Source organism: Isoptericola halotolerans (assembly GCF_045689585.1).
Taxonomy (GTDB): domain Bacteria; phylum Actinomycetota; class Actinomycetes; order Actinomycetales; family Cellulomonadaceae; genus Isoptericola; species Isoptericola halotolerans_B.
Genome location: NZ_CP140108.1, coordinates 369,073 through 395,448, shown reverse-complemented (window position 1 = coordinate 395,448; position 26,376 = coordinate 369,073). Strand labels below are relative to the sequence as shown.

Below are 26,376 nucleotides of genomic sequence, written 5' to 3'. Positions count from 1 at the left end.
GGGTGAGGGTGTGGTCAGACCATGTTCGCTAGGATCAGGGCGTGCGTACCCACGAGATGGTCCTCGCCCGGATCGAGTCCGACCTGGCTGCCGGTCGTTGGGCCCTCGGCGAGCGGCTGCCCGCCGAGCGTGCGCTCGCCGAGGAGCTCGGCGTCTCGCGCCCGTCCGTCCGCGAGGCCATCCGCATCCTCGAGGCGATGGGCATCATCCGCACCGCCGTCGGGTCCGGACCCGACGCCGGCGCCACCGTCATCGACCGTCCGGCTGCCGGGCTGGGCGCGGCCGTCCGCCTGCACGTCGCCTCCGGGACGCTGCCCGTGCACGACGTCGTGGCGACGCGCGTGGCGCTGGAGACCTGGGCCGTGCGGGAGGCGGCGCGCGCCCCGCGTCCCGGCGACGCTGCCGGGCACGACGCCGAGGCCGGCCGGCTCGTGCGCGAGATGTCGGCGCCCGGGCTGGCGGTCGACGCGTTCGTCCGGCTCGACCAGGACTTCCACCTGGCCCTCGCGCGACGAGCGGGCAACCAGCTCGTCGAGGCGATCCTCGCCGGGCTGCGCAGCGCCGTGCGCGACTACGTGGCGCGCGGGGTCGAGGCGCTGCCGTCCTGGCCGGCCACCGCGCGACGGCTCTGCACCGAGCACCAGCAGATCCTGGACGCCGTGACCGCCGGCGACGCGGACGGCGCCGAGCGGGCGACGCGCGACCACATCGAAGGCTTCTACCGGGAGGCGGGGCTCGCCGGCGGCTGAGCGGGAGCGGCCGCTGCGTCGCGAGCGCGTCGCGCCGACTCGGCGAGGGAGCCGGTGAGCGGGAGGTCCGGGACCAGCAGGGCCTGGACCGCGTGGTAGATGTCGGGCTTCCCGGCCCAGACGTCGCCCGACGGCCGGTTCGCGGTGTCGAGCTCGTGGTGCCACGAGCCGTGCTCGTGGTCGACGAACCGCTCCCGGACCAGCTCCCACCAGGCACCCGCCTGCTCGGCGTACCGGGACGCGCCGGTGACGACGGCGAGCACCTCGGCCGCGGCGACGGCCTCGGCGGCCACCCAGTGGAAGCGCCGGCGTTCGACCGGGTCGCCGGACCAGTCGACCGTGTAGACGAACCCGGTGCCGTCGAAGCCGTCGGCCAGCGCCCGGTCGAAGAGCCGGGCGGCAGCGTCGGTGCGGCGGCCCACCTGCTCGGCGGCGACGTCGAGCTGCAGCATCAGGCGAGCCCACTCGAAGCCGTGCCCGGGCGTCGAGCCGTAGGGCTTGAACTGGTCGTGCGGGCGGTCGGCGTTGAACGCGAGGTCCGGCGCCCAGCCCGCCGTGAAGTGCTCGGGGATCCGCCAGTCGTTGTCGGCCGCCCAGGCCGTGGTGCGGTCCACGATCCGCGCGGCCCGGTCCCGCCACCGGGCGTCGCCGGTCGCGTCGGACGCCGCCAGCAGGGCCTCGACGCCGTGCATGTTCGCGTTGATGCCGCGGTACGGGGCCAGAGTGGTCCAGGCGCGGTCCCACTCGTCGGCGAGCAGGCCGGCCTCGTCCTCCCAGAAGCGCTCGTCGAGCACGCTGAGCGCCTCGTCGAGCAGCGCGCCTGCCCCCGGACGCCCGGCCTGGGACGCCGAGGCCGCGGCCAGCACCACGAACGCGTGGGCGTAGGCGGCCTTGGTGCCGTCGACGGCGCCACCCGGGCCGCGTGCGGCGAACCAACCGCCGTGCTCGCCGTCGCGCAGCGTGCCGGTGAGGCCGGCGAGGGCACGGTCGGCGCGCGCGGCACTGCCCGGCACCCCGAGCAGCTCCCCGAGGGAGTAGGTGTGCGCCATCCGCGACGTGATCCAGGTGTGCACGGGTTGGTCCGGGTCGGGTCGGCCGTCGTCGTCGAGCCAGACGGCGCCGTCGGACCCGTCGACCGACGGCGCACCGAACGCCAGGAGGCGGCGGACCTCGTCGGCGCGCCACGCGTCGGCGGGACGGTGGGGGGTGCTGGCCTCGTGCGACATCGCGATCCTTTCGGCGGGGACGGGGTGTCCCGGTGATCGATCCTGCATCCTGACAGCGCTGTCATGCGCGCACTCCCAACCTCTCATGCGCGCCGCCCACGCCTCAAGCGGCGGGCGGGCGCTCGCCGGATCCGCGCGTCACCAGACGGGTGGCGACGGTCCGCCGCCGGGGCGGCAGCGCCGGGTCCGCCGTGCGCTCCAGCGCCAGCCGAGCGGCCTGGCGACCGATCTCGGCCGTGTCGTAGGCGACCACGGTGATGCCCAGCAGGTCGGCGAGCTCCAGGTCGTCGAAGCCGACGAGCGCGGGCAGGCTCGAACCGGCCGCGCGGCGCGCGTCCAGCACCGCGAGCGCGCCCACGGTGACCCGGTGGGTACCCGCCAGCAGGGCCGTCGGCGGCTCCGGGGCGTCGAGCAGCTCGGCCACGATCCCTCGTGCGGCGGCCGCGTCGTGCGCGCCGTCGCGGACCCACGGCTCAGGCCGCGCGACACCGTGGGCCCGCAGGGCCTGCACGAAGGCGTCCCGGCGCTCGCGGGCCGTCCAGACCGAGGCGTCGTCGACGACGAGCCCGATGCGCCGGTGCCCGTGCCCGACGAGGTGGTCCACCGCCTGCCGCACCCCCGCACGGTTGTCGATGACCACCGTGTCCGCCGGGACCGACCCGGCGGGGCGGTCCACGAGCACGAGCGGGGTGCCGGCCGTGGCGACCTGGTGGAGGTGCGCGTGGTCGGAGTCCGTCGGCGTGACGACGAGCGCGGCGACCCGTCGCTCCAGCAGCGTCTCGACCAGGCGCCGCTCGCGCTCGGCGTCCTCGTCCGAGCCGGCGGTGACGAGCTGGCGCCCGGCGCCCCGCAGCGCGTGCTCCATCCCGCCGGCAGCCGCGGCGTAGAAGCTGTTGGCGAGATCGGCGGCGATGAACCCCACGAGGGGAGCCGGCCCGCCGCGGGCGAGGTCGGCGGCGACGGCGTTGCGCCGGAAGCCGAGCGCGCGTGCGGCCGTCCGCACCCGCTCCCGCGTGGCGGGAGCGACGTGCGGTTCGTCGTTGAGGACGCGGGACGCGGTCTTGAGGCTCACGCCCGCGGCCCGCGCGACGGCTGCCAGCGTGGGTCGGCGGTCGGTGGCCACGCACACTCCCTCCCGGACGAGGCACTGCCGTGGTGGGGGCAGTGGGGACACGGTAGCGCTCGTGGCGCCGCGGTGACGCGGGCTTTGCCCGCGCCTTTGCCTGGACATCGACCGAGCGACCGGGCATGATGACGACGACGCGTGGTTGAATCCTTTCATTAAATCCATACAACAACCTCACCGACGAGGGCGCGTCACCGGCCACGGGCCGGACTCAACGACGAGACGACGAGGTGAACCGTGCAGCAGCCCGACAGGCTCTCACGTGCCGAGCGTGAAAGCGCTTCCTGGCACCGTCCGACGACATCCCCACCGATCCGTACGCGGTCCGCGCGCTCCCTGGTGGCCGGCGCGGCCTCGGCCGCGCTCGTGCTTCCGTTGCTGCCGGCCGTGGCCCAGGCCGCCGACGACGGCACCGCCTGGGCGTTCGACTTCGGCACGCCCGACAGCCCGGTCGCCGAGGGCTACGACCGCGTGGACCCGACCGCCGCGTACACCGAGGAGGCCGGGTTCGGCATCACCTCGGGCGACGTGGACGCCCGCGACCGCTCCACGGACGCCGACCCGCTGACCGGCGACTTCGTGCTCGGCGCCGAGTGGGAGTTCGCGGTCGACGTGCCGAACGGCACCTACGACGTCGAGGTCTGGACGGGTGACACGCTCGCCGGGACCTCCAGCGTGCGCACCACCGTCGCCCCCGAGGGCGGCGAGGGCACCAACATCAACGCCGACGCCGAGCAGACGGCCAGCGGCACGCTGACGGCCGAGGTCACCGACGGGCAGCTCAACCTGGGCATCACCGGCAAGGGCTACGGCTACGTCAACGGCATCGAGATCACCCAGGTCTCCGAGGACACCGGCGACGACGGTTCCGGAGACGGCGGGGACGACGGCGGCACGACCGACCCGGGCACCGGCACGCCCGGCCCGGCGAACCTGCGCGTCGCGGCCGCGAGCGACGGCGAGCTCGTCCTGCGGTGGAACGAGGTCGACGGCGCCACGGGCTACGTCCTGACCCGCAGCGACGCCGTCGACGGCGAGTACACCGAGGTCGCCACGACGGGTGCCCGCGAGGTCTTCTTCGCGGACGCCGACGTCGACACCTCGGTCGTCCACTACTACCGCGTGCACGCCGTCACGGCGGAGGGCACCACCGACGCGTCCGCCCCCGCCGTCGGCACGCTCACGAGCGAGTCAAGTTTCCCTGACAGCGGCACGATGCAGGTCGACCTGGGCTCCGGGACGGTGGCCGACGGCGCCGTGGGCGTCGGCGCGGACACCGCCTACGACGCCGAGAACCGGCTCGGGTTCGTCGACACCTCCGTGGTGACGGCGACCGACCGCGGCGGGGACGACGCGCTGCGCGGCGACTTCGTCACGGCCGACGGCGCCGAGCTCGTGGTCGACCTGCCGAACGGTGACTACACGGTCGGCGTGGTCGCGGGCGACGCCGAGGGTGCCACCGACGTCGCGATCACGGCCGAGCAGATGGCCAAGGTGCAGCCGACCGAGCGGGCCGCTGGCGACCTCCTCGAGATGGAGTTCGACATCGCGCTCGTCGACGGCCAGCTCAACCTGCAGATCGCCGGCAGCGCCGCGAACCTCAACACCCTGACGATCACCCGCCAGGACGAGCGCGACGCGGCCGACCAGGCCACGGTGTACGTCACCGGCGACTCCACCGTGCAGACCTACGACCCGTACTGGGCGCCGCAGGCCGGCTGGGGCCAGATGATCGAGCGCTACCTGTCCGACGACGTCGTGGTGGACAACCACGCGATCGGTGGCCGGTCCTCGAAGAACTTCATCAGCCAGGGCCGTCTCGACGAGGTCCTCACGCAGATCCGCCCGGGCGACCACCTGTACGTCCAGTTCGGTCACAACGACAACAGCTACGGGGTCGACGACCGCTGGGCGGGGCCGGGCGACTACTACTACTACCTCAAGACCTTCGTCGACGGGGCCGTCCAGCGCGGCGCGCGGCCGATCGTCGTCACGCCGGTGTCCCGCCGGTCCTTCGACGCCGACACCGGCCGGTTCAACGTCTCCTTCCCGGACTACGTCGACGCCGCGACCCGCGTCGCGGCCGACACCGGCACGCCGCTGGTCGACCTGTCGGCCTCCTCGCGGGAGTACCTGGACGAGATCGGTCCCGAGGCCGCCAAGAGCGTGTTCCTGCACGTCCCGGCGGGCGTCTACCCGAACCGGCCGAACGGCACGACGGACGACACCCACTTCCAGGAGTACGGCGCCATCCAGATGGCCCGGCTCGTCGCCTCCGGCACCGCGAAGCTGGACGTCCCCCTCGCGGCCGAGGTCGTCGACGCCGAGCCGCCGGCCGAGGTGCCGGACTCCCCGGCGGGCGTCGTCGCGGGCAGCATCTCCGCGTCCAGCGCCACGCTGACCTGGACCGAGGTCGAGGGCGCGGACATCTACAAGGTCTTCGCGAAGACGTCGGACGCCGGCGAGGACGCGTACGAGCTGGTCACCACGTCCACGATCGGCGTCGCCGAGGTGACCGGCCTCGAGCAGGGCACGTCCTACGACCTGCAGGTCGTCGCCGTCAACGGCCGCGGCGACTCCGCGCCGTCGGCCACCGTGACCCTCGTGACCAAGGCGCCGCTGTACAAGTTCGACGTGCAGCTGGCCGGGAACCCGACGAAGGACGGCTACACGGCCTTCGACCAGAACACCCTGTACACCGAGGAGCTGGGCTACGGCTTCACCTCGGACTCCGGTCCGGGCGGCCGCGACCGCGGCACGGGCGACGGTGCGCTGGACGACCTGCAGCGCGACTTCCTGCTGCCGGGCGACGCCACGCCGATGCGGTTCGACGTCCCGAACGGCACGTACGCCGTCGAGGTCGTCTGGGGCGACCTCATGGGGACCGCCCGGCTGGGCGTGACCATCGAGGGCACCGACTACGGTTCCTCGAACGCGGGCCGCGGCAGCACGTCGGGCAAGATCGTCCAGCCGGTGGTCGTCACCGACGGGACGATCGACGTCGTCGCGTCCGGCTGGCTCAACGGTCTGGAGATCACGCCGCTGCTGTACGCGCCGACCCACCTGACGTCGGGCGACGTGACGATCGACGGGTCCGACGTCGAGGTCCCGCTGGCGTGGGACGCGGCCGAGGACGTGGCGGGGTACCGCGTGTACCGCCTGGCCGAGGGCGCGGCCGAGCCGACGGCGCTCGGCGACGTCGAGTCCTCGGTGACCGAGTTCGTGGACACCACCGCGGACGTCGGCCTGAGCTACACCTACACGGTCGTGGCGCTCGACGACGCCGGCAACGAGTCGGTCGCGTCGAACGGGCTCGAGCTGACCACGGTGGACACCGACGTGCCGACCGCACCGACGCCGTCGGGACTCGCGGTGGGCGACGTCGAGAAGAACGCGGTGCACCTGGGCTGGGAGCCGGTCGAGGACGCGCTGTTCTACCACGTCTACCGGCAGGCCGAGGCCGGTGACCTGGTGCTGCTCGACCGTTCGGCGGAGCCCGCCTACACCGACACCGACGTGCTCACCACGATCGGGTACACCTACGCGGTGGCGTCGGTGAACGCCGGCGGTGTCTCCGAGGTCTCGGAGACGGTCACGTCCGAGGCCGCGACGGACCTGTCGCGGGAGGCGGAGCGCATCGGCCGCCAGCCGGTCGCCGCGGTCTCCGAGGACGGTGTGTACGTCGGCTGGCGGATGCTGGGCGACGACGCCGACGACGTCGCGTTCCACGTCTACCGGGACGGCGAGCAGCTCAACGACGAGGCGATCACCGGCTCGACCAACCTGACCGACGCCGACGGTTCGGCCGACTCCACCTACCGCGTCTCCGCCGTCGTCGACGGCACCGAGCGGTGGGCCACCGACGAGTTCACCGCGTGGGACGCCCAGACGCTGGACATCCCGCTGAACAAGCCGGAGGACGCCTACACCAAGGACGGCCAGCCGTACACCTACTCCGCGAACGACGCCTCCGTGGCGGACCTCGACGGGGACGGCGAGTACGAGTACGTCGTCAAGTGGTACCCGTCCAACGCGCAGGACAACTCGCGCGGTGGCTACACGGGCAACACCTACCTGGACGCCTACGAGCTCGACGGCACCCGGTTGTGGCGCATCGACCTCGGGATCAACATCCGGTCCGGCGCCCACTACACGCAGTTCCAGGTGTTCGACTACGACGGCGACGGGCAGGCCGAGGTGGCGATGAAGACCGCCGACGGCACCACCGACGCCGACGGCATGGTGATCGGGGACGCCCGGGCGGACTTCCGGACCTCCGGCGGCTACGTGCTGTCCGGCCCGGAGTACCTCACGGTGTTCGACGGCGAGTCCGGTGTCGCGCTCGACACGATCGACTACGTGCCGCCGCGCGGCGACGTCGGCTCGTGGGGCGACACCTACGGCAACCGTGTGGACCGGTTCCTGGCCACGACGGCCTACCTCGACGGGGAGACCCCCTCGATGGTGTTCAGCCGGGGCTACTACACGCGCGCCGTCATCGCGGCGTTCGACTTCGACGGCGAGGAGATCACCGAGCGGTGGGTCTTCGACTCGGACGTCGAGGGGGACCAGTACCGCGGTCAGGGCAACCACGACATGCAGACCGCCGACGTCGACGGCGACCAGAAGGACGAGATCGTCTTCGGGTCGATGACCATCGACGACGACGGGTCGGCGTTGCACAACACCGGGCTCGGGCACGGCGACGCCATGCACGTCTCCGACTTCGACCCGTCGCGCCCCGGGCTCGAGCAGTTCGCGGCGCACGAGGACATGGGGCGGTCCCGCAACGTGGGTGCCACGTTCCGGGACGCCTCGACGGGGGAGATCATCTGGTCGATCCCGGCCGAGCGGGACACGGGCCGGGCCGCCATGGCGGACATCGACCCGCGGTACGACGGTGCCGAGGGCTGGGCCGTCGGCGGGGACGCCGCGTGGAACTCCGAGGTGGGCCAGCTCGTCTCGTCCTCCACGGGAGAGGTGATCGCGGAGAGCATCCCGGCGGCCAACTTCACCACCTTCTGGGACGGTGACCTGCTCTCGGAGATCGGGAACCACGACTGGGACGCCGACACCTCCACGGGCGTGCCGACCATCTCGAAGTGGGACTGGGAGAACGAGACCGAGGTCGAGCTCTACCGGGCCGAGGGGACGCTGTCGAACAACAGCACCAAGGGCACGCCGGCGCTGCAGGCGGACCTGTTCGGTGACTGGCGCGAGGAGCTGATCACCCGCACCGAGGACTCGACCGCGCTGCGGATCGCGACCACGGTGATCCCGACCGAGCACCGCCTGCGCACGCTCATGTCGGACTCGCAGTACCGCACCGCCGTCGCCTGGCAGAACACCGCCTACAACCAGCCGCCGCACACCTCGTACTTCATCGGCGAGGGCATGGAGACGCCGGACGCGCCGCGCCTGGCGTACACGACGGACGGCGAGCCGGGTGACGTCGTCGTCGAGGTCCCGGACGCCTGGACCGCGGACGCGACCTATACGGCGGGCGACCGCGTGGAGCACGACGGCGTCGTCTTCGAGGCGCTCTGGTGGACCAGGGGCGAGGAGCCCGGCGCCTCCCCGTGGGGAGCCTGGCAGGAGATCGGTGCGGCGGGCGAGCCCGCCCCCGGGTGCGGGGCTCCGTGGACCGCCAGCCGCATCTTCGTCGCGGGGGACCAGGCCGTCCACGACGGTGCGCTCTGGGAGGCCCGGTGGTGGACGCGGAACCAGGAGCCGGGCGCCGACGCCTGGGGCCCCTGGGAGCACGTCGGCGAGTGCTGACCTGAGCCTCGCGCGAACGGCGGCGGCCGGTCGGTGCCGGGGGTGATCCTGTCCCCGGCGCCGACCGGCCGCCGTCGCGTGGAATGATCGAGACCATGTTCACGCTGCCCGCCGGCGCCGCCGGCTCCCGCATCGTCGGCCTCGGCCACCACCAGCCGGCGAAGGTCATGACGAACGACGACGTCGCCCGGTTCGTGGAGACGAACGACGAGTGGATCCGGTCCCGGACCGGCATCGTGACCCGTCACGTCGCGGCCGACGACGTCACGGTCGCGGACTTGGCCACGGCCGCCGCGGAGCACGCACTCGCCGACGCCGGGGTGGCGAGCGACGACGTCGACCTGATCGTCGTCGCCACGGCCACCGCCGACGACCGCTCGCCCAACACCGCCGGGCGGGTCGCCTACGCGCTGCGCACGGGTGTGCAGCCCGGGGCGAGCACGCCCGAGGGCGAGGAGGAGCCGGACCTGCGCGACGTCGTCGGACCCGGCGTCATCGACGTCAACACCGCCTGCTCGGGGTTCGCCTACGCGGTGGGGCTCGCCGACCAGGCGATCCGTACGGGGACCGCGCGCACCGCCGTCGTCATCGGCTCGGAGAAGCTCACCGCCGTCACCGACTGGACCGACCGGTCCACCTGCATCCTCACGGCCGACGGCGCGGGTGCGGTGGTGCTGCAGGCGGCTGACCAGCCCGCCGTCGGCCCGGTGGTGTGGGGGTCCGAGCCCGAGATCACGCCCGCCGTCCGTATCGAGGCGCCGGCCGGACGGTTCGCGCAGGACGGCCGTGCGGTGTTCAAGTGGGCGATCACCCGCGCGGCGGACCGGGCGCGCCGGGTCGTGGACGCCGCCGGGATCGGCCTGGACGAGATCGAGGTGCTGGTGGCCCACCAGGCGAACCTGCGGATCATCGAGCCGCTGGCGAAGTCGCTGGGGCTGGAGGACCGCGTGGTGGTCACGGACATCACGGAGTCGGGCAACACCTCGGCCGCCTCCATCCCGCTGGGGATGTCCAAGTGGTGGCACGACGGGAGGTTGCCCGCCGGGGCGCCGGCGCTGCTGTTCGGGTTCGGCGGCGGGTTCACGTGGGCCGGCCAGGTCGTGCTCACCCCCACCGCGAGGTAGCGCGCGGCCTGGGGGCCTCGGGTACAGTAGTGGGAAACCGCTTTCTCGCCGAAGACACAGGAGTCCGACGTTGCCCTCCACCACCTCCGACCGCCTCCGCTACGCCGTCGTCGGGACCGGTCACCGGGCCGGCATGTACGTCTCGGCCCTCGTCGAGGCCCACGCCGACTCCGGTGAGATCGTCGCGTGGGTCGAGCCCAACCCCGTCCGTGCCGCCGTGCACGAGGCGCGGGTCGCCGCCGCCGTCGGGGGTACCCGGCCGGTGTACGGCCCCGACGACCTCGAGAAGGCTATCGCGGAGCTGCAGGTCGACCGCGTGATCGTCACCAGCATCGACAACACCCACGCGGACCTGGTGTCCCGTGCGCTGCGGGCGGGCGCCGACGTCGTCGTCGAGAAGCCGATCGCGGCCACCGCCGAGGAGGCGCGCCGGATCACCGACGCCGTCGCCGAGACCGGACGCGACCTGACGATGACGTTCAACTACCGCTACTCGCCGCGGAACTCGGCGCTGCGCGAGGTCATCGCCTCGGGCGAGATCGGTCAGGTGCTGTCGGTCCACTTCGACTGGGCGCTGGACATCGTGCACGGCGCCGACTACTTCCGCCGCTGGCACCGGGACAAGAAGAACAACGGCGGCCTGCTCGTGCACAAGTCGAGCCACCACTTCGACCTGGTCAACTGGTGGATCGACGACGTCCCGACCCGCGTTTTCGCCAGCGGCGGGCGCCGCTTCTACGGTGACGACGCTGCGCACGCCGAGGGCTACGAGCCCACCGCCGGCGAGGTGGCGCTGCGTGAGCAGGGCGTCGACCCGTGGGCACTCGACATGGACAAGGACCCGTACCTCGGTGAGCTCTACGGGCCCGAGGCGCAGGCGCACGACGGGTATGTGCGCAACCGGTCCGTGTTCGACGCCGGGATCACCACCGAGGACACGCTCGCCCTGGTCGTGGAGTACGCGGGCGGGCCGATGCTCACCTATTCGTTGACGGCGTCGGCGCCCTGGGAGGGCTACCGGGTCGTGGTCAACGGCTCGCGCGGCCGTGCCGAGCTGGAGGTCGTCGAGCGCGGCTCGGTCGTCTTCGGCGACGACGGCAAGGCGATCCTCGACCCCAGCTTCACCGAGGCGTTCGCCGACGACGAGCTGCGTCCCGCCGGCGAGCGCCTGCTGGTGCAGAAGCACTGGGAGCGCGCGGAGGAGCGCGAGATCGTCGCCGTCGGGCCCGGCGGGCACGGCGGTGGTGACAACCTGCTGCTCAGCGACGTCTTCGTGGGCCGGGACGAGTCCGACCCGCTCCGCCGGGCGGCGGGCTTCGTCGACGGGCTGCGCGCCTCGGGCGTCGGCTACGCGGGCAACCGGTCGCTGGAGACCGGCGACCCGGTGCGCCTGGCGGACCTGGGCCTCGGCGTCGACCTCAGCTGACACCACCCCCCACCCGACCCGCACCGCCCCCGGCCCCCCAACCCCCGAGCGCTGTGGGTATGAGATCTCCCGTTCTTCGCGACGAAGAACGGGATATCTCATACCCACAGCGAATGCCGGGTAGGGTGATCCGGAAAGCGCTTGCCCATGATCGACCCAGGAGATCGACGATGACGTCCGCCACCTTCGCCGCGCCGGCCACCGGGACCAGGCCCACGACGGATCAGGAACCGCCCGCGCGCCGCCGCCACGCCGTCGTCGGCACCGGCCACCGGGCCCGCCTCTACGTGGATGCGATGACCGGCGAGCACGCCGACGTCGCCGAGCTCGTCGCCCTGTGCGACACCAACCCGGCCCGCCTCGCCTTCCACGCCGAGCGGGCGCGCCGCGCGGGTGCGGGCGAGCCGGCCGGCTACGACGCGCACGACGTCGACCGCATGCTCGACGAGGTCCGGCCGGACGTCGTCGTGGTCACCTCGCCCGACCGGACCCACGCGGCGCACGTGGCCGCGGCGCTGCACCACGGTGCGGACGTCGTCGTCGAGAAGCCCCTGACCATCGACGCCGCCGGCATGTACACGATCCTCGACGCCGCCCGCAGCAGCGGCCGCCGGCTCACGGTGGCGCACAACTACCGGTACGCGGCGGCCAACGCGGCGCTGCGCCAGGTGGTGGCGGACGGGCGCGTCGGCGACGTCGTCTCCGTGCACTTCGAGTGGCTGCTCGACACCGCGCACGGCGCCGACTACTTCCGTCGCTGGCACCGGGACAAGGCGGCGTCGGGCGGGCTGCTCGTGCACAAGGCCAGCCACCACTTCGACCTCGTCAACTGGTGGACGCAGGACGTCCCCGAGTCCGTGTACGCGCGCGGCGGCCTGCGCTTCTACGGTGAGGCGGCCGGGGACGGCGGGCCGCGGTACGCGCTCGACCTCGCCGCGGACCCGGAGCTGCGTGCCCTGTACCTCGACGGCGCGGACGCCGACGGCTACCGGCGCGACCAGGACCCGTTCGGGCCGGGCGCCACCATCGAGGACACGCTGAGCGTGCTCGTGGGCTACCGCTCCGGTGCCTCGATGACGTACTCGCTGACGGCCCACAGCCCCTGGGAGGGCTACCGGGTCGCCGTCAACGGCACCCGCGGCCGGGTCGAGCTGGACGTCGTCGAGCGCTGCCACACGACGGCGGGCCTGCCGGGCGCCCGGGCCGAGGCGCCCGGGTGCTGCGAGGTGCGGCGGGCCGGCGGGCGACTGGTGGTGCAGGAGCACTGGGGGCGAGCGGTGGAGGTGCCGCTGGCGGGACCGACGGGGCATCGCGAGGGCGACGCCGCGATGCTGCACGACGTGCTGCGCGGGCACCTGCCGACCGACGACCCGGTCGACGGTCCCGCGGTGGACCCCCTGGAGCGACGTGCCGGCCTGGTCGACGGGCTGCGCTCGGTCGCCGTGGGTGTCGCGGGCAACCGCTCGCTCGTCACCGGCCAGGTGGTGCCGGTGGACAGCCTCGGCATCGACCTGTAGAGGGCGTTCAGGGCGTCCAGGGGGCCCCGAGCTCGGTGAACGTCTGCTGGGTGCGCGCCACCTGCTCGCACCACGACTCCACGTCGCGGACCACCGGGCGTCGGATGCCGCCGTCGCTGTGCCAGGTGACGACGTCGTCCGGCACGGCGCGCGGGTCCGGCCCGGTGCGGACCGCCTCGAGCACGCGCATGAAGGCCCCGGTGTCGCGCACGTCGCACATCAGCGTGCGGTCGAGGTCTCCGGCGGCCCGCACCGTGCGCACCGCCAGGAGGTCCTCGAGCAACGGGGTGCGGCCGTACGTCTTGTCCATCGTCACGCGGTCGCTGCGCAGCACGAGCCGGTCGTGCTCGTACTCGAGCTCGATCTCGCCCCGGGTGCCGAGCACCAGCACGTGGGCCGTGCTGCGCTCGGCGGCGCACAGCGTCAGCCCGAACCCGTACCGGGTCCCGTCGGCAGCCGTCACGCGGACAGACGACGTGTCGTCCGCCTCGATCGGGTTCGCCCGGAACAGGTCGGCGTCCACCCAGGCCACGTCCTCGGCCCGGGTGACGCCCCCGATGCGCAGCGTGGTCGCCACGGCGTGCGCCAGCGGGTTCGTCACCACGCCGTCGACGACGTCGCGGCCGTCCAGCCGCCGACGCCCGGCCCACGGTGCGCGCGCCCAGTACGCGGCGTCGCGCACCCAGGTGCCGACCGCGCCGTAGCCGACGACGTCGCCGATCTCGCCGCGCGCCACCAGCTCCGCCACCGCGTCGAGCGCGTGCGAGCCGAAGGTCTGGAACCCGACCTGGCACAGCCGGCCCGTGCGGTCGCTGATCGCGACGAGCTCGGTCAGCTCGGCGAGCGACGCCGTCGTCGGCTTCTCCAGCAGCACGTCCATGCCCGCCTCCATCGCGGCCTTGGCGAGCGGCAGGTGCGTGGGGATGGGCGTGCACAGGACCACGACGTCGGGGTGGACGTCCGGGTCGGACGAGGACAGCAGGTCGCCGAACGTCGGGAACCAGGGGGTGTCCGTGCCGTGCGCCGCGTGCCCGTCGCCGGGCTCGCGCGGGTCGACGACGGCGCTCAGCCGCGCCCGTCCGGTGCGGCCGAGCCCGAGCGCGTGCTCGACGTGCTTCTCGCCGTGCCCGTGGATGCCGACGACGGCGATGCGAACGTGCGTCATGGAGTTCTCCGTGGGTGGGTGGGGAGCGTCAGCGCAGACCGGTGGCGAGCGTGGCCGCCCCGTCGGCGTCGAGCTCACGGTCGATCAGTGCCGCGACGACACCGGTCTCGACGGTCCCGCCGGCGGGCACCTGCAGGGGCGTGTCCCAGGCGAGCGCCGGGCAGGCGCCGGGGTACTCCTCGGAACGCAGGAACCAGTGACGTGCCGGCGACGTCTGCGTGAGGAGCGTCGTCGTGGTGTGCTCCGTGCCACGAGCGTCCCGGTGCCGCTGGACGAACGCGACCCACGGCGACGTCGACCCGTGGGCGACGTCCTGGCCCTCGCCGTCGGCCGACAGGACGCGCGTGGACTCGGCGATCGGCAGGCGCCAGAAGACGCCGCCGTAGCCGGCGCCGGGGCGGCCGTTGGTGGCGGGGGAGCGGATCTCGAGCGGACCGTGGGCGGCGTGCAGCGTCGAGCGCCACTCGAGGGCCCAGCCGTCGTCGAGCAGCCGGGCGCCGATGCGGCGCCGCTCGTCGAGCTGCGGGTCGCCGTGCTCGTCGGTCCACAGGACCGTGTCGAGCAGGAGGTTCGGCGAGAGCGGGTCGACGGTGGTGCTGGTCGACGTCTGCCGTCCGTGGTTGGGCAGCAGCGTGGGGCCGACGTCCGTGACGAACGTGCGACCGCCCCAGTGGCTGGTGCCGTTGACGTCGGCGACGGCGATGCTCACGCCGTAGTGGTGCCGGTGGTCGACCGGGCCGGACTCCGTGAGGGGCACGCCGGCCAGCGAGTGGACCGGGTGCAGGAAGGGGCGGGGGGAGTGGATCGTGGGCAGCCCCGCGCCGGACTCGTAGCGGGACAGCGCCACCCGGTCCGCGGCGCGCCGCAGGACGGGGACACCGTTCTCGACGGTCCACGCGGGTGCCTGCTCGGCCTCGCCCGGCACGGTCGCGGGTGGTGCCGGCTCGGCGGCCACCTGGACCGGGGCCTCGGCGCGGGCGGCGGTGCGGGGCACCGGTCCGGTGCTCGCCCGGACCTCGAGCCGCACCCCGAAGCGGGTCGAGTCGGCGGCGCTCGCCGTGTTGTCGATCACGGCGTTCAGTTCCCTCCAGGCGTGCCGCCCCAGCTCTTCCTGGGGGACGGCGACGGTGGTCAGGCCCGGGGTGGCGTACCGGGCGAGCTCGATGTCGTCGAAGCCGGCCACGGAGATGTCCGTGGGCACGGCCACACCAGCCTCGTTGAGCGCGGCCAGCAGGCCGAACGAGACCAGGTCGTTGAACGCGACCGCGGCGGTGACGCGGCTGGCGAGCACGGCAGGGGCGGCGGCGTGTCCCGCCGCGATGTCCGACCCCGCGGTGATGTCGACGATCTCCAGGTCGGGGTGGCGGTCCTCGCACAGGGCCAGCCCGCGGCGCCGGGCACCGTCCGAGACGGACGCCGCCGGCCCGGACAGGTAGGCGATGCGGCGGTGCCCGAGGTCGACCAGGTGCTCGACCACCTGCACGGTCGCGTCGGCGTAGTCCACCACGAGGCTCGGAGTTCCGCCCGCGACCTCCCTGTTGATGACGACGGCGGGGGAGACCTCGGGCAGCAGCGCGTCGAGGGCGGCGTCGGGCATGCGGGGGGAGACCAGGATGAGGGCGTCGCAGCGGTGCCGCGCCTCCCGGGCGATCGCGGCCTCGGCGCTCGGGTCCTCGGCGGAGTCGGCGACGAGCACGCGGTAGCCGTCCTCGCCGGCCGCCGACGACACCCCGCCGAGAATCTGCTGGAAGACGGGGTTCCCGAGGTCGGGGACGACGAGCGCGACCGTCGTCGTGCGGCCCAGGGACAGGCTGCGTGCGACGTTGCTCGGGCGGTAGCTCAGCTCGATCGCGGCCTCCTGCACGCGGGCGGAGATCGCGGGGTCGACCGTGCTCCGGCCGTTCATCACCCGCGACACCGTCGCTCGGGAGACGCCGGCCGCCTGTGCGACGTCGGCGATCGTCACCCCGGGACGGCGTGTCTTCGCGCCGGGCATTTTTGCCTCCGTCCTCGCATCACGCGTGGATCACGCGTCGATCACGGTCTGATCACGGCCGACCTCCTGGCACGGGGTCGGTCCAGAAGATGACGGTACACCATGGGAAACCGGTTCCTCCTGTGGTACGTTCCTCGACAGCAACCGGTTTCCCGGGTGTGGGGCACGGAGCCCCACGGTCGGCGGATTGCGATCGACGACGATCGGGAGGACGACGATGGTGTCCATCACGGCGCCGCACGGGGAGGTGCGGCCATGTCTGTGATCCAAGAGGTCGCCAAGACCCGTGGCGCGAGCCGCGAGACGCGCAAGGGTGACGGCAAGGCAGCCGCCATCTTCCTTGCCCCCTGGTTCCTCGGGCTCGGGCTGATCACCGCCTTTCCTCTGCTCGCCTCGCTGTACCTGTCGTTCACCGACTACAGCCTCCTCGAGGCGCCGAGCTGGATCGGGATCGAGAACTACCAGCGGATGTTCGAGGACCCCCGCTGGCTCCAGTCCCTGAGCGTGACGCTGCGCTACGTGCTCATCTCGGTGCCGCTGCAGCTCATGGCGGCGCTCGGTCTGGCGATGGTGCTGGACCGCGGCCTGCGCGGGCTCGCGATCTACCGGTCGGTGTACTACCTGCCCTCGCTGCTCGGCAGCTCGGTGGCCATCGCGCTGCTGTGGCGTCAGGTGTTCGGGGCCGACGGCCTGGTCAACCAGGTGCTCGCGTACTTCGGCATCGAGGGCTACGGCTGGGTGTCGCACCCCGACTACGCCCTGGGCACCCTGATGATCCTCAACGTGTGGACGTTCGGCGCACCGATGATCATCTTCCTCGCCGGACTGCGGCAGGTCCCGGCGATGTACTACGAGGCCGCCTCGATCGACGGCGCCTCCAAGATCCGGCAGTTCTTCAACATCACGATCCCGCTGCTGAGCCCGATCATCTTCTTCAACCTGGTGCTGCAGCTCATCGGAGCCTTCCAGTCGTTCACGCAGGCGTTCATCGTCTCCGGCGGGACGGGCGGTCCGGTCGACTCGACGCTCTTCTACACGCTGTACCTGTACCAGAACGGCTTCAAGTCCTTCGACATGGGGTACGCCTCGGCGATGGCCTGGTTCCTGCTCCTCATCGTCGCCGGCATGACCGCCGTCAACTTCCTCGCCTCCAAGTACTGGGTCTTCTACGATGACTGACACGCCCGTGCGCCCCGACGCACCCACCCAGACGACGACGAAGCCGCCCGTGCGGGAACGCCGGTCGCTGTCCGAGGTCGCCGCCCAGGTCCCCGACGCCCCGCGTCGACGCGACGCAGGTCCTCGCGTTCGCCGCGTGGTGAAGCACGTCCTGCTGATCGGCTTCGGGCTGGTCATGCTCTACCCGCTGCTGTGGATGCTCTCGAGCTCGTTCAAGCCCAACGAGATCATCTTCCGGGACCCGAGCCTGATCCCCAGCGCGATCGACCTGTCGAACTACGGCGAGGGCTGGAACGCTCTGCTGCACCCGTTCCACCACTACCTGCTCAACTCGGCGATCATCGTGCTGGGGTCCGTGGTGGGGAACCTGATCTCGTGCTCGATGGCGGCCTACGCGTTCGCGCGGCTGAAGTTCCGCGGCCGGCCGATCTGGTTCGCCATCATGCTCATGACGATCATGCTGCCCATCCACGTGATCATCGTGCCGCAGTACATCCTGTTCTCGGAGCTGCAGTGGATCAACACGTTCCTGCCGCTCATCGTCCCCAAGCTCCTGGCCACGGACGCGTTCTTCATCTTCCTCATGGTGCAGTTCTTCCGCGGGCTGCCCAAGGAGCTGGACGAGGCCGCGCGCCTGGACGGCTGCGGGCACGGCCGCATCTTCCTGCAGATCATGCTGCCGCTCTCGCTGCCGGCCCTCGCCACCACGGCGATCTTCACCTTCATCTGGACCTGGAACGACTTCTTCAGCCAGCTGATCTTCCTGACCAGGCCGGACATGTACACGGTGCCCATCGCGCTGCGGACCTTCATCGACGCCACGAGCAACAGCTCGTGGGGCCCGCTGTTCGCCATGTCGATCGTGTCCCTGGTCCCGGTCTTCATCGTCTTCCTCTTCGGCCAGAAGTACCTGGTCAAGGGGATCGCCACGACAGGTATCAAGTAGCCGCTCCGACGAGGCTCCCGACGGCGGGGGCTCCTGCTAGATGACAACGACGACGTTTCGTCACGCACACCCAAGGAGAATCATGCGAGCAACGACCACTCGGCGTGGACGGACCCGTGCCGCCTTCATCGCCATGACGGCGGCCGGTGCGATGGCGCTGGGCGCCTGCGCCGGAGGGTCGAGCGGCGGCCCGGGCTCCGAGAGCACCCAGGCCGAGGACGACGGCGGCAGCGACGGCGACGGCGTCGAGATCCGCTTCTCCTGGTGGGGCTCGGACGACCGGCACCAGACGACCCAGGAGATCATCGACCTCTTCGAGGAGAAGAACCCGGGCATCACGGTGGTCCCCGACTACACGGACTGGGGAGGCTACTGGGACAAGCTCGCCACCTCGACGGCGGGCGGCGACACCCCGGACGTCATCACCCACGAGGAGCGCTTCATCGCCGACTACGCCAGCCGCGGCGTGCTCGCGGACCTGGAGTCCCTCGACATCGACACCGCCGAGATCCCCGAGACCATCGTCGACGGCGGCCGGGTCGACGGTACGCTCTACGGCCTGGCTACCGGTGTGAACGCCTACGCCATGATGGCCGACCCGCAGATCTTCGCCGGCGCGGGCGTCGAGGTGCCGGACGACACGACCTGGACGTGGGAGGACTTCGTCGCGGTCTCGGGCGAGCTCTCGAAGGCCGCCGGCGACGACGTCTACGGCACCCAGGACATCGGGTTCAACGAGGCCGGGCTCAGCATCCTCGCGCGGCAGAAGGGGCAGAACCTCTACGACGAGGACGGCTCCCTCGGGGTCGACGCCGCCACGGTCGAGGAGTTCTTCCAGATCGGGCTCGACCTGCAGGAGAACGGTGGTGCGCCGGACGGCAGCCGCACCGTGGAGATCCAGAACGCGGGCCCGGAGGGTTCGCTGCTCGGCACCAACGCCGGGGGGATGGGTGTGTGGTGGTCCAACCAGCTCGGTGCGCTGAGCTCGGCCTCGGGCAACGAGCTCGAGCTGCTGCGGGTGCCGGGCGAGACGGAGTACGAGCGGACCGGCATGTACTTCAAGCCGGCGATGTTCTACTCGGTCTCCGCGACCTCCGAGCACCCGGAGGAGTCGGCGATGTTCGTGGACTTCCTCCTCAACGACCCCGAGGTCGCCGCGCTGCAGCTGACCGACCGTGGCCTGCCGTCCAACCTGTCGGTCCGCGAGTCCATCCTCGGTGACCTCGAGGCCGCGGACGCCAAGGTCGCCGACTTCATGGCGGACCTCGAGGACGAGATCGTCGACGGCCCGCCGGTGCCGCCGAACGGTGCGGGCGACGTCCAGGACATCATGATCCGTATCAACTCCGAGGTGCTCTTCGGCTCCATGACCCCGGCAGAGGCCGCAGACGCGTTCCTCTCCGAGGTCGAGGCAGCCACCTCCTGAGCCACCTCGGTCCCGAGCCGATGCCACGGCTCACCTGACCCGAAGGGTGCGGGGCCGCCGACCGGAACCTCCGGCGGCCCCGTACCCGACGGTCCCAGCCCCGCTGCCCGGCGGGGCTGTCGCCATGTCGAGGACGGAACGACCTGATGAACGACCTGCTCGTGCTCCGCCAGGGTGACGACGTCGCCGTCGCCACGCGCGACCTCACCCCTGCCGACCGCGCCGTCGCGCCCGACGGGAGCGCCGTCGTCGTCCGTGACGCCGTCCCGCGCGGCCACAAGGTCGCGCTGCGGCAGGTCGCCACCGGTGCTCCGGTGCACAAGTACGGCCAGGTCATCGGCGTCGCGACGGCGGACATCGCCGTGGGCGACCACGTGCACGCGCACAACCTGGGCTTCGACCCGGGCGAGCGTGAGGCGCCGCTCGGCGGTACGCACACCGAGCTGACGGTGCCCGACGACGTCCCGCGGCCTACGTTCCGCGGCTACCGCCGAGCGGACGGCCGGGTCGGGACCCGCAACTACCTGGCGATCCTCACGAGCGTGAACTGCTCGGCCACGACGGCGAAGATGATCGCGGAGCAGTTCCGCGGTGCGGCGCTCGACGAGTTCGAGCACGTCGACGGCGTCATCGCCCTGACGCACACCTCGGGCTGCGGGCTGGTGCCCGACTCCGAGGGCGGTCAGATGCTGCTGCGCACCCTGCGCGGGTACGCGGCGAACCCGAACGTCGCGGGCGTGCTGGTCCTCGGCCTCGGCTGCGAGATGGTGCCCGGGGCGGCGCTGTCCGCGCGCTCCGGCTCCGTCGCCGACCTCGGCATGCCGGGCGTCGGCGCGCCGGAGGACCCGGGGGCCGCCGGGCTGCTGGCCGCGATCCCCGAGGACACCGTGGTGCGGTCGATGACCATCCAGGAGACCGGGGGAGTGCGGGCCTCGGTGCGGGCCGGTTCCGAGGCCGTGCGGGCGATGCTGCCCATGTTGAACGCGCGCCGGCGCACCGAGTGCGACATCTCCGAGCTGGTCCTGGGCCTGGAGTGCGGCGGCTCCGACGGCTACTCCGGGATCACCGCCAACCCCGCGCTCGGCTGGGCGTCGGACCGGATCGTCGCCTACGGCGGCACGTCGGTGCTCGCCGAGACGCCCGAGGTCTACGGTGCGGAGCACCTGCTGACCGCGCGGGCCACCTCGCCAGGCGTGGCGAAGAAGCTGCTGGACCGGATCGACTGGTGGCGCCACTACGTGGCGGCCGGGCAGGGCACGCTGGACAACAACCCGTCGCCCGGCAACAAGGCGGGCGGCCTGACGACGATCCTCGAGAAGTCGCTCGGCGCCGTGGCCAAGGGCGGCACGGCCGACCTGACGGCCGTCTACGAGTACGCGGAGCAGATCACCGACCGCGGCTTCACCTTCATGGACACCCCCGGTTACGACCCGGTGTCGGTGACGGGCATGGTGGCGGGTGGCGCGAACGTCGTCGTGTTCACCACGGGTCGCGGCTCGGTGTTCGGCTGCCAGCCGACGCCGTCGATCAAGGTGGCCACGAACACGCCCATGTACGACCGGATGCGCGAGGACATGGACGTCAACGCCGGCCGGATCGTGGACGGGACGGCGTCGCTGGAGGAGGTCGGCGAGGAGATCCTCGCGAAGATCCTCGCGGTCGCGTCCGGCGAGCAGTCGGTGAGCGAGGAGCTGGGGATCGGTGCCGAGGAGTTCATCCCCTGGCACCTCGGTGCCGTCACCTGACCCCTCTCGGTTGTGGGTATGAAATCTCCCACCTGGGGCGTCCCCAGGTGGGAGATTTCATACCCACAGCGGGACGGCCGCAGGGCTGGCGAGCTGACCCGCTCTGTCAGCCGGTCGCGGCCTGCTCGAGCAGCGAGCGAAGCGCCGTGCGCTTCGCCGGAGCCAGGGCCGCGAGCAGCTCGTCCTCGGCGCGGGAGACCTGGGCATCGAGGGCGGCGACGACGTCGCGTCCGTGCGGCGTCGCGACGATCCTCCGTGCACGACGGTCCGCCGGGTCGGGCTGACGTCGTGCAGGCCGGCGACAAGCACCACACGGGCGGCGGCGACCCCTCGGTGCGGTCCGCCCTGCTGGCCCACCTCGACGCCGCGACGGCGTACGCGCACCGGCGGCAGAACTTCCTGCTGTCGGCGATGTCGCCGTCGCAGCAGGCGCTCGACGCCGTCTGGGACGCGGAGATGCTGCCGCACGCGGACGGGCTCCACCTGTCGTTCGACACGGACACGCGCCCGGAACGGCTCACCGACGCCTTCCCCGAGCCGACCCTGACGCGGCTGCGCACGGTCAAGCGGGACTGGGACCCGGAGAACCTCTTCCGGGCCAACTTCCCGGTGCCGCCGGCGGAGTAGCCCGCGCTCAGCCGTGCCCGATGCTCGCCGCGAGGGAGAACAGCACCACGCCCAGCGCCACGACGCCGATCATCGCTCCGACGAGCCCGCGGGCGGTGCCGGGCCGGCCGTCGCGCTCGGCGACATGGATGCCGAGGGAGCCCAGCACGATCGACACGACGGCGAGCGGTGCGGCCACCCAGTCGCCCACCACGGGGACGGCCGCCAGCACCAGGCCGGCGACACCCAGGGCGATCGACCAGTCGCACACTGCGGGTGCGTGCTTGCGCGCCCGGTAGCCATCGTCCATCCGTCCTCCGTCCCGCACGCATCCTAGGCCTCGGACGCCCGCGTCCGCCGTCGCGACCACGCCCGTCGCGTCCATGGACCCCGACGTGGTCCGCGAGGCCCTGGACGTGGACGACCGGGTCTTCGACGTCGGCAACGACGGCACGTGACCGCCGTGCCAGGATGACCGCATGCCTCTCGCGCCCCGATACCGAGCCGACGACGCCCGCTACGACTCGATGACCTACCGCCGCACCGGCCGGTCCGGCCTGGACCTGCCGGCACTGTCGCTCGGTCTGTGGCACAACTTCGGCCACGTGAACCCGCTGGAGACGCAGCGCGCCATCCTGTGCCGCGCGTTCGACCTCGGCGTGACGCACTTCGACCTGGCGAACAACTACGGCCCGCCGTACGGCTCGGCGGAGGAGAACTTCGGGCGCCACCTCGCGGCGGACCTCGGTCCGTACCGTGACGAGCTCGTCATCTCCACCAAGGCCGGCTACGACATGTGGCCCGGACCGTACGGCGACCACGGCTCGCGCAAGTACCTGCTGTCCTCGCTCGACCAGTCGCTGACGCGGATGGGCGTGGACTACGTCGACATCTTCTACCACCACCGTCCCGACCCCTCCACGCCCCTGGAGGAGACGATGGGTGCTCTCGCGTCGGCGGTGCAGCAGGGCAAGGCGCTGTACGTCGGGGTGTCCAACTACTCCGCGGCACGTACCCGCGAGGCCGCACGCATCCTGGCGGACCTGGGTACGCCGATGCTCATCCACCAGCCGAGCTACTCGATGTTCAACCGGCACATCGAAGGCACTGCGGATCCCGACCGATATGACGGCCGGCAGAGCGAGTCGCTGCTCGACGCCGTCGGCGACCTCGGCGTGGGCACCATCGTGTTCTCCCCGCTGCAGCAGGGGCTGCTGACCGGCCGGTACCTGTCGGGCGAGGCGCCGGAGGGGTCGCGCGCGGCGCGGTCGGACTCACCGTTCCTGTCGAGCGACGCCCTGAACCAGACGTACCTCGAGCGGGCGCGCGCCCTGAACGAGATCGCTCAGGGGCGCAGCCAGAGCCTCGCCCAGCTCGCCCTGTCCTGGGTGCTGCGCGACGCGCGCGTCACGTCGGCGCTGATCGGCGCCTCGTCGGTGGCTCAGCTCGAGGACAACCTCGCGGCGCTCGACGCCGGGCCCCTGACCGAGGACGAGATCGCCGCGATCGAGCCGCACGCCGTCGACGGCACGGGCCGCTGACCGGATGGGCACCTGCTGGTTCGTCGGACTGACCACGCTCGACGTCGTGCACCGCGCGTCCGCCCGGCCGGGCCGCGACGAGAAGGTCACCGCGGTGCGCCAGGACGTCGCCGCGGGCGGACCCGCCGCCAACGCCGCCGTGACCGCCGCTGCGCTGGGGATGCGGGCCGTGCTGGTCACCGCGCTGGGTGACGGCCCGGTCGCGATGGCGGCCCGCGGCGACCTGGCGGCGCACGGCGTGGAGGTGCACGACGTCGTCGGCGGCCAGGCCTTCCCGCTCGCCGTCTCGGCGGTGCTGGTCGACGACGCCACGGGGGAGCGGTCCGTCGTCTCGGCGGACGCGGCGCTCGCCGACGCGCCGGCGCCGGTGAACCTGCCGCAGCTCCCCACGCCCGACCTGGTGCTGCTCGACGGACACCACCCGGCGATCGCTCGCGCCGTCGTCGAGCACCTCGACGGCAGCACCCGGCGCCCGCCGGTGGTGCTGGACGCCGGGCGGTGGCGACCGGTCTTCGAGGACCTCCTGCCCGCCGCCGACATCGCCGCGCTGTCCGCGGACTTCACCGTCCCCGGGCACGACGACGGCGCGTCCGGTGCGCGGGCGCTCGGTGCGGGAGCCGTCGTGGTCACCCATGGCGGCGGTCCGGTCGAGTGGTTCGACCACTCCGGCTCCGGCACGGTCGACGTCCCGGAGGTCGAGGTGCGCGACACGCTCGGTGCGGGCGACGCCTTCCACGGCGCGCTGGCCGCGGCGCTCGCCGAGGGCTCGCCGCTGCCGGAGGCCTGCACCACGGCTGCGCGCGTGGCCACCACCCGGGTGCAGCACGTCGGCCCGCGCGCCTGGCTCGCGCAGGTGCCCCGGTGAGCACGACGGCGGAGCTCGTCGCCCGCGCGCAGGGTCTCGTCGCGTCGGGGGAGCGCGTCGTCCTCGGCATCGTCGGGGCGCCCGGGTCGGGCAAGTCGACGCTGGCGGCCGAGCTGGTCGCGGCGCTCGGGCCGGAGCGGGCCGTGGGCGTCGGGATGGACGGGTTCCACCTGTCGAACGCCGTCCTGGCGGCGCACGGCCGCGCCGGCCGGAAAGGGGCGATCGACACCTTCGACGACGCCGGGTACGCGGCGCTGGTCGCGCGGCTCGCCGACGCGCGTCCTGGTGACCCACCGGTGTACGCCCCCGTGTTCCGGCGGGAGATCGAGGAGCCGGTCGCCGCGGGCGTGGAGGTGCCGGCCGACGTGCCGCTGGTCGTCACCGAGGGGAACTACCTGCTGGCGCCGTCGGGCGCGTGGCCGCGCGCCCGGGAACGCATGGCCGAGGTCTGGTACGTCGAGGTGCCCGACGACGTCCGGCTGGCCCGGCTGGAGGCGCGGCACCGGGCGTTCGGCAAGAGCGCCGAGGAGGCGCGGCGCTGGGCGCGCGGCTCCGACCAGGTCAACGCGAAGCTCATCGCGGCGACACGGGGCGCGGCCGACCTGATGGTCCGGCTGCCGATGGACGGCACCGGTACTGCGACGCGCGCTCCCGAGCGCCGGATCACGGGCCGAGCAGCGCCGCGGGGATGACGGCGATCCCGTCCGGACGACGGTAGGCGTGCGACCCGGTGGTGATCACGGCGGCGTCCGCCAGGTCGTCGCCCAGCCTCTCGCGAAGCCAGCGCAGGTGCTTGACGTCGCCGTCGGAGACCGAGGAGGCGAGCTTGACCTCCAGTGCGACGACTCGCCCGTCGGCTCCCTCGACGATGAGGTCGACCTCGTGGTCGCCGTTGCGCGTGCGTAGGTGATGGACGCGTGCCCTTGAGGACTCTGCGTAGACGAGGACGCTGAGTGCGACCAGGTGCTCGAAGAGCGGCCCGAGGAGTCCGGCGTGACGTCGGCCGAGGAGAAGCGAGTGCTCGGTGGCGCCGCACAGGCGTGCGGCGAGCGCGGGATCGGCGAGCTGGTGCTTGGGGGCCGAGACGAGCCGGTCGAAGACGTTGCGGCTCGGGCTCCAGGCGGGCAGCGGGTCGAGCAGCCAGAGGCCTGCCAGAGCGTCGCGGTAGGTGATCGTCGTCGTGACGGCGGGCTTGTTCGCCTGGCCCGGCGACGACGCGTCCAGGATCCGGTTGTAGCTCGTGGTGGTCGACGTCGCGGCGGCGTAGGCGGTGAGCCAGGCGCGGAGCGTCTGCGGTCTGCGGACCGGGTAGCCCTGCTCGGGGAACTCGCGCTGGACGATGTTGTCCACGTATGCGTCGAGGAGGTCGAGACGGTCCTCGGCCTCCATGGCGTGGATCCCCGGCAGGCCGGACGAGACGATCTCCCGCACGTAGTCGGGCAGGCTGACGCCGGTCGAACCGCCGACGTCCGGGCATTCGCCGTCGAGCAGGGCAGCCAGGCTCGTGGTCGGCGTCTCGAGCCCTCGCTCGGCGAGGCTCAGCGGACGCATGCGGAAGGTGACGATCCGGCCAGCGCCGGAGTGGACCGTCGCGCCGCGTGGAGCGGAGCTGCCGGCCAGGATGACCTGGCCCGGGGCGAGCCCGTCGTCGACCGCTGTGCGGACCCTGTCCCAGGACTCGGGCCATCGCTGCCACTCGTCGACGAGGACGGGGGCGTCGGCGGTGGTGAGGATCGTCGGGTCCGCGGCGAACCGTTCGCGGACCTCGGCGAACTGGAGCGGCAGCACCGTGCGGGCGCGCCGCGTGGCCGTCGCGGTCTTTCCGACCCCCTTGGGGCCCTGGAGCGCGATGGCGGCGAGCCGAGGCTGACGGGTGTCGAGACGATCGTCGACGAGGCGACGGGAGTAGGCTGCCACCACGCAAAACTAACATCAGCAGTACGTCTGCACTACTGTTAGCA

Annotated in this window: 19 protein-coding genes; 13 read left to right on the top strand and 6 right to left on the bottom strand. The window is 72.6% G+C overall.

Annotated elements, in window-relative coordinates:
• Positions 1–41: 41 nt before the first annotated feature.
• Complete coding sequence (locus UQW22_RS01835; RefSeq protein ID WP_407319134.1) at positions 42–749, top strand: FadR/GntR family transcriptional regulator; 708 nt, start codon at positions 42–44, stop codon at positions 747–749.
• Here the strand turns inward: UQW22_RS01835 and UQW22_RS01830 are convergent.
• Entirely contained in the window at positions 719–1,975 is a 1,257-nt protein-coding gene (locus tag UQW22_RS01830) for an AGE family epimerase/isomerase (protein WP_407319133.1), read from the bottom strand. The two genes, UQW22_RS01835 and UQW22_RS01830, sit on opposite strands and share 31 nt — an antisense overlap.
• A gap of 103 nt (positions 1,976–2,078) precedes the next feature.
• Positions 2,079–3,098, bottom strand: coding sequence for a LacI family DNA-binding transcriptional regulator (locus UQW22_RS01825; RefSeq protein ID WP_407319132.1), 1,020 nt, complete (start codon positions 3,096–3,098; stop codon positions 2,079–2,081).
• A 342-nt stretch (positions 3,099–3,440) separates the two neighbouring features.
• Here UQW22_RS01825 and UQW22_RS01820 point away from each other — a divergent pair, with 342 nt between their 5' ends.
• The 4 genes from UQW22_RS01820 (at position 3,441) to UQW22_RS01805 (ending at position 12,946) form a co-directional block, all read left to right on the top strand.
• Positions 3,441–8,879, top strand: coding sequence for a fibronectin type III domain-containing protein (locus UQW22_RS01820; protein ID WP_407319131.1), 5,439 nt, complete (start codon positions 3,441–3,443; stop codon positions 8,877–8,879).
• 95 nt (positions 8,880–8,974) lie between these two features.
• Entirely contained in the window at positions 8,975–10,003 is a 1,029-nt protein-coding gene (locus UQW22_RS01815; protein ID WP_407319130.1) for a beta-ketoacyl-ACP synthase III, read from the top strand.
• Between the two features lie 133 nt (positions 10,004–10,136).
• On the top strand, positions 10,137–11,429 hold the full coding sequence (locus tag UQW22_RS01810; RefSeq protein WP_407320697.1) for a Gfo/Idh/MocA family protein: 1,293 nt from the start codon (positions 10,137–10,139) through the stop codon (positions 11,427–11,429).
• 170 nt (positions 11,430–11,599) lie between these two features.
• On the top strand, positions 11,600–12,946 hold the full coding sequence (locus tag UQW22_RS01805; RefSeq protein WP_407319129.1) for a Gfo/Idh/MocA family protein: 1,347 nt from the start codon (positions 11,600–11,602) through the stop codon (positions 12,944–12,946).
• A 7-nt stretch (positions 12,947–12,953) separates the two neighbouring features.
• Here the strand turns inward: UQW22_RS01805 and UQW22_RS01800 are convergent, their stop codons facing one another.
• Both UQW22_RS01800 and UQW22_RS01795 read right to left on the bottom strand, forming a co-directional pair.
• Positions 12,954–14,111, bottom strand: coding sequence for a Gfo/Idh/MocA family oxidoreductase (locus UQW22_RS01800; RefSeq protein ID WP_407319128.1), 1,158 nt, complete (start codon positions 14,109–14,111; stop codon positions 12,954–12,956).
• Between the two features lie 28 nt (positions 14,112–14,139).
• Entirely contained in the window at positions 14,140–16,107 is a 1,968-nt protein-coding gene (locus tag UQW22_RS01795) for a DUF6807 family protein (protein WP_407319127.1), read from the bottom strand.
• Between the two features lie 255 nt (positions 16,108–16,362).
• Here UQW22_RS01795 and UQW22_RS01790 point away from each other — a divergent pair, with 255 nt between their 5' ends.
• The 5 genes from UQW22_RS01790 to UQW22_RS01770 all read left to right on the top strand — a co-directional run bounded on the left by UQW22_RS01790 (position 16,363) and on the right by UQW22_RS01770 (position 22,030).
• A complete protein-coding gene (locus UQW22_RS01790) occupies positions 16,363–17,286 on the top strand; it encodes a carbohydrate ABC transporter permease (protein WP_407319126.1) in 924 nt (307 codons plus the stop codon).
• Positions 17,279–18,232, top strand: coding sequence for a carbohydrate ABC transporter permease (locus UQW22_RS01785; protein ID WP_407319125.1), 954 nt, complete (start codon positions 17,279–17,281; stop codon positions 18,230–18,232). The genes UQW22_RS01790 and UQW22_RS01785 overlap by 8 nt, the downstream gene beginning before the upstream one ends.
• 82 nt (positions 18,233–18,314) lie before the next feature.
• Positions 18,315–19,658, top strand: coding sequence for an ABC transporter substrate-binding protein (locus UQW22_RS01780; RefSeq protein ID WP_407319124.1), 1,344 nt, complete (start codon positions 18,315–18,317; stop codon positions 19,656–19,658).
• A gap of 146 nt (positions 19,659–19,804) precedes the next feature.
• Positions 19,805–21,403: a UxaA family hydrolase gene (locus tag UQW22_RS01775; protein ID WP_407319123.1), complete on the top strand. Its 1,599-nt coding sequence runs from the start codon at positions 19,805–19,807 to the stop codon at positions 21,401–21,403.
• A 255-nt stretch (positions 21,404–21,658) separates the two neighbouring features.
• Positions 21,659–22,030 carry a BBE domain-containing protein gene (locus tag UQW22_RS01770; protein WP_407319122.1) on the top strand — a complete coding sequence of 124 codons (372 nt, stop codon included), beginning with the start codon at positions 21,659–21,661 and terminating at the stop codon, positions 22,028–22,030.
• A gap of 7 nt (positions 22,031–22,037) precedes the next feature.
• On the opposite strand, the gene UQW22_RS01765 is transcribed toward UQW22_RS01770, so the two are convergent.
• On the bottom strand, positions 22,038–22,319 hold the full coding sequence (locus tag UQW22_RS01765; RefSeq protein WP_407319121.1) for a hypothetical protein: 282 nt from the start codon (positions 22,317–22,319) through the stop codon (positions 22,038–22,040).
• Between the two features lie 169 nt (positions 22,320–22,488).
• Between UQW22_RS01765 and mgrA the strand changes: the two genes are divergently transcribed.
• The 3 genes from mgrA to UQW22_RS01750 are packed head-to-tail and all read left to right on the top strand — an operon-like array spanning position 22,489 to position 25,107.
• Positions 22,489–23,550 carry an L-glyceraldehyde 3-phosphate reductase gene (gene mgrA / locus UQW22_RS01760; protein WP_407319120.1) on the top strand — a complete coding sequence of 354 codons (1,062 nt, stop codon included), beginning with the start codon at positions 22,489–22,491 and terminating at the stop codon, positions 23,548–23,550.
• A gap of 4 nt (positions 23,551–23,554) precedes the next feature.
• Complete coding sequence (locus UQW22_RS01755; RefSeq protein WP_407319119.1) at positions 23,555–24,415, top strand: PfkB family carbohydrate kinase; 861 nt, start codon at positions 23,555–23,557, stop codon at positions 24,413–24,415.
• On the top strand, positions 24,412–25,107 hold the full coding sequence (locus UQW22_RS01750) for a nucleoside/nucleotide kinase family protein (protein WP_407319118.1): 696 nt from the start codon (positions 24,412–24,414) through the stop codon (positions 25,105–25,107). Before UQW22_RS01755 ends, UQW22_RS01750 begins: the two co-directional genes overlap by 4 nt.
• Here the strand turns inward: UQW22_RS01750 and UQW22_RS01745 are convergent.
• Positions 25,079–26,332: an ATP-binding protein gene (locus UQW22_RS01745; RefSeq protein WP_407319117.1), complete on the bottom strand. Its 1,254-nt coding sequence runs from the start codon at positions 26,330–26,332 to the stop codon at positions 25,079–25,081. The genes UQW22_RS01750 and UQW22_RS01745 overlap by 29 nt on opposite strands.
• Positions 26,333–26,376: the final 44 nt, after the last annotated feature.

Excerpts from the sequence above, each read along its gene's own strand:
- UQW22_RS01810 (WP_407320697.1), top strand. The coding sequence starts at position 10,137 with ATGTACGTCTCGGCCCTCGTCGAGGCCCACGCCGACTCCGGTGAGATC.
- UQW22_RS01830 (WP_407319133.1), bottom strand. The coding sequence starts at position 1,975 with ATGTCGCACGAGGCCAGCACCCCCCACCGTCCCGCCGACGCGTGGCGC.
- UQW22_RS01775 (WP_407319123.1), top strand. The coding sequence starts at position 19,805 with ATGAACGACCTGCTCGTGCTCCGCCAGGGTGACGACGTCGCCGTCGCC.
- mgrA (WP_407319120.1), top strand. The coding sequence starts at position 22,489 with ATGCCTCTCGCGCCCCGATACCGAGCCGACGACGCCCGCTACGACTCG.
- UQW22_RS01795 (WP_407319127.1), bottom strand. The coding sequence starts at position 16,107 with ATGCCCGGCGCGAAGACACGCCGTCCCGGGGTGACGATCGCCGACGTC.
- UQW22_RS01815 (WP_407319130.1), top strand. The coding sequence starts at position 8,975 with ATGTTCACGCTGCCCGCCGGCGCCGCCGGCTCCCGCATCGTCGGCCTC.
- UQW22_RS01805 (WP_407319129.1), top strand. The coding sequence starts at position 11,600 with ATGACGTCCGCCACCTTCGCCGCGCCGGCCACCGGGACCAGGCCCACG.
- UQW22_RS01780 (WP_407319124.1), top strand. The coding sequence starts at position 18,315 with ATGCGAGCAACGACCACTCGGCGTGGACGGACCCGTGCCGCCTTCATC.
- UQW22_RS01790 (WP_407319126.1), top strand. The coding sequence starts at position 16,363 with ATGTCTGTGATCCAAGAGGTCGCCAAGACCCGTGGCGCGAGCCGCGAG.
- UQW22_RS01800 (WP_407319128.1), bottom strand. The coding sequence starts at position 14,111 with ATGACGCACGTTCGCATCGCCGTCGTCGGCATCCACGGGCACGGCGAG.
- UQW22_RS01755 (WP_407319119.1), top strand. The coding sequence starts at position 23,555 with ATGGGCACCTGCTGGTTCGTCGGACTGACCACGCTCGACGTCGTGCAC.
- UQW22_RS01765 (WP_407319121.1), bottom strand. The coding sequence starts at position 22,319 with ATGGACGATGGCTACCGGGCGCGCAAGCACGCACCCGCAGTGTGCGAC.
- UQW22_RS01785 (WP_407319125.1), top strand. The coding sequence starts at position 17,279 with ATGACTGACACGCCCGTGCGCCCCGACGCACCCACCCAGACGACGACG.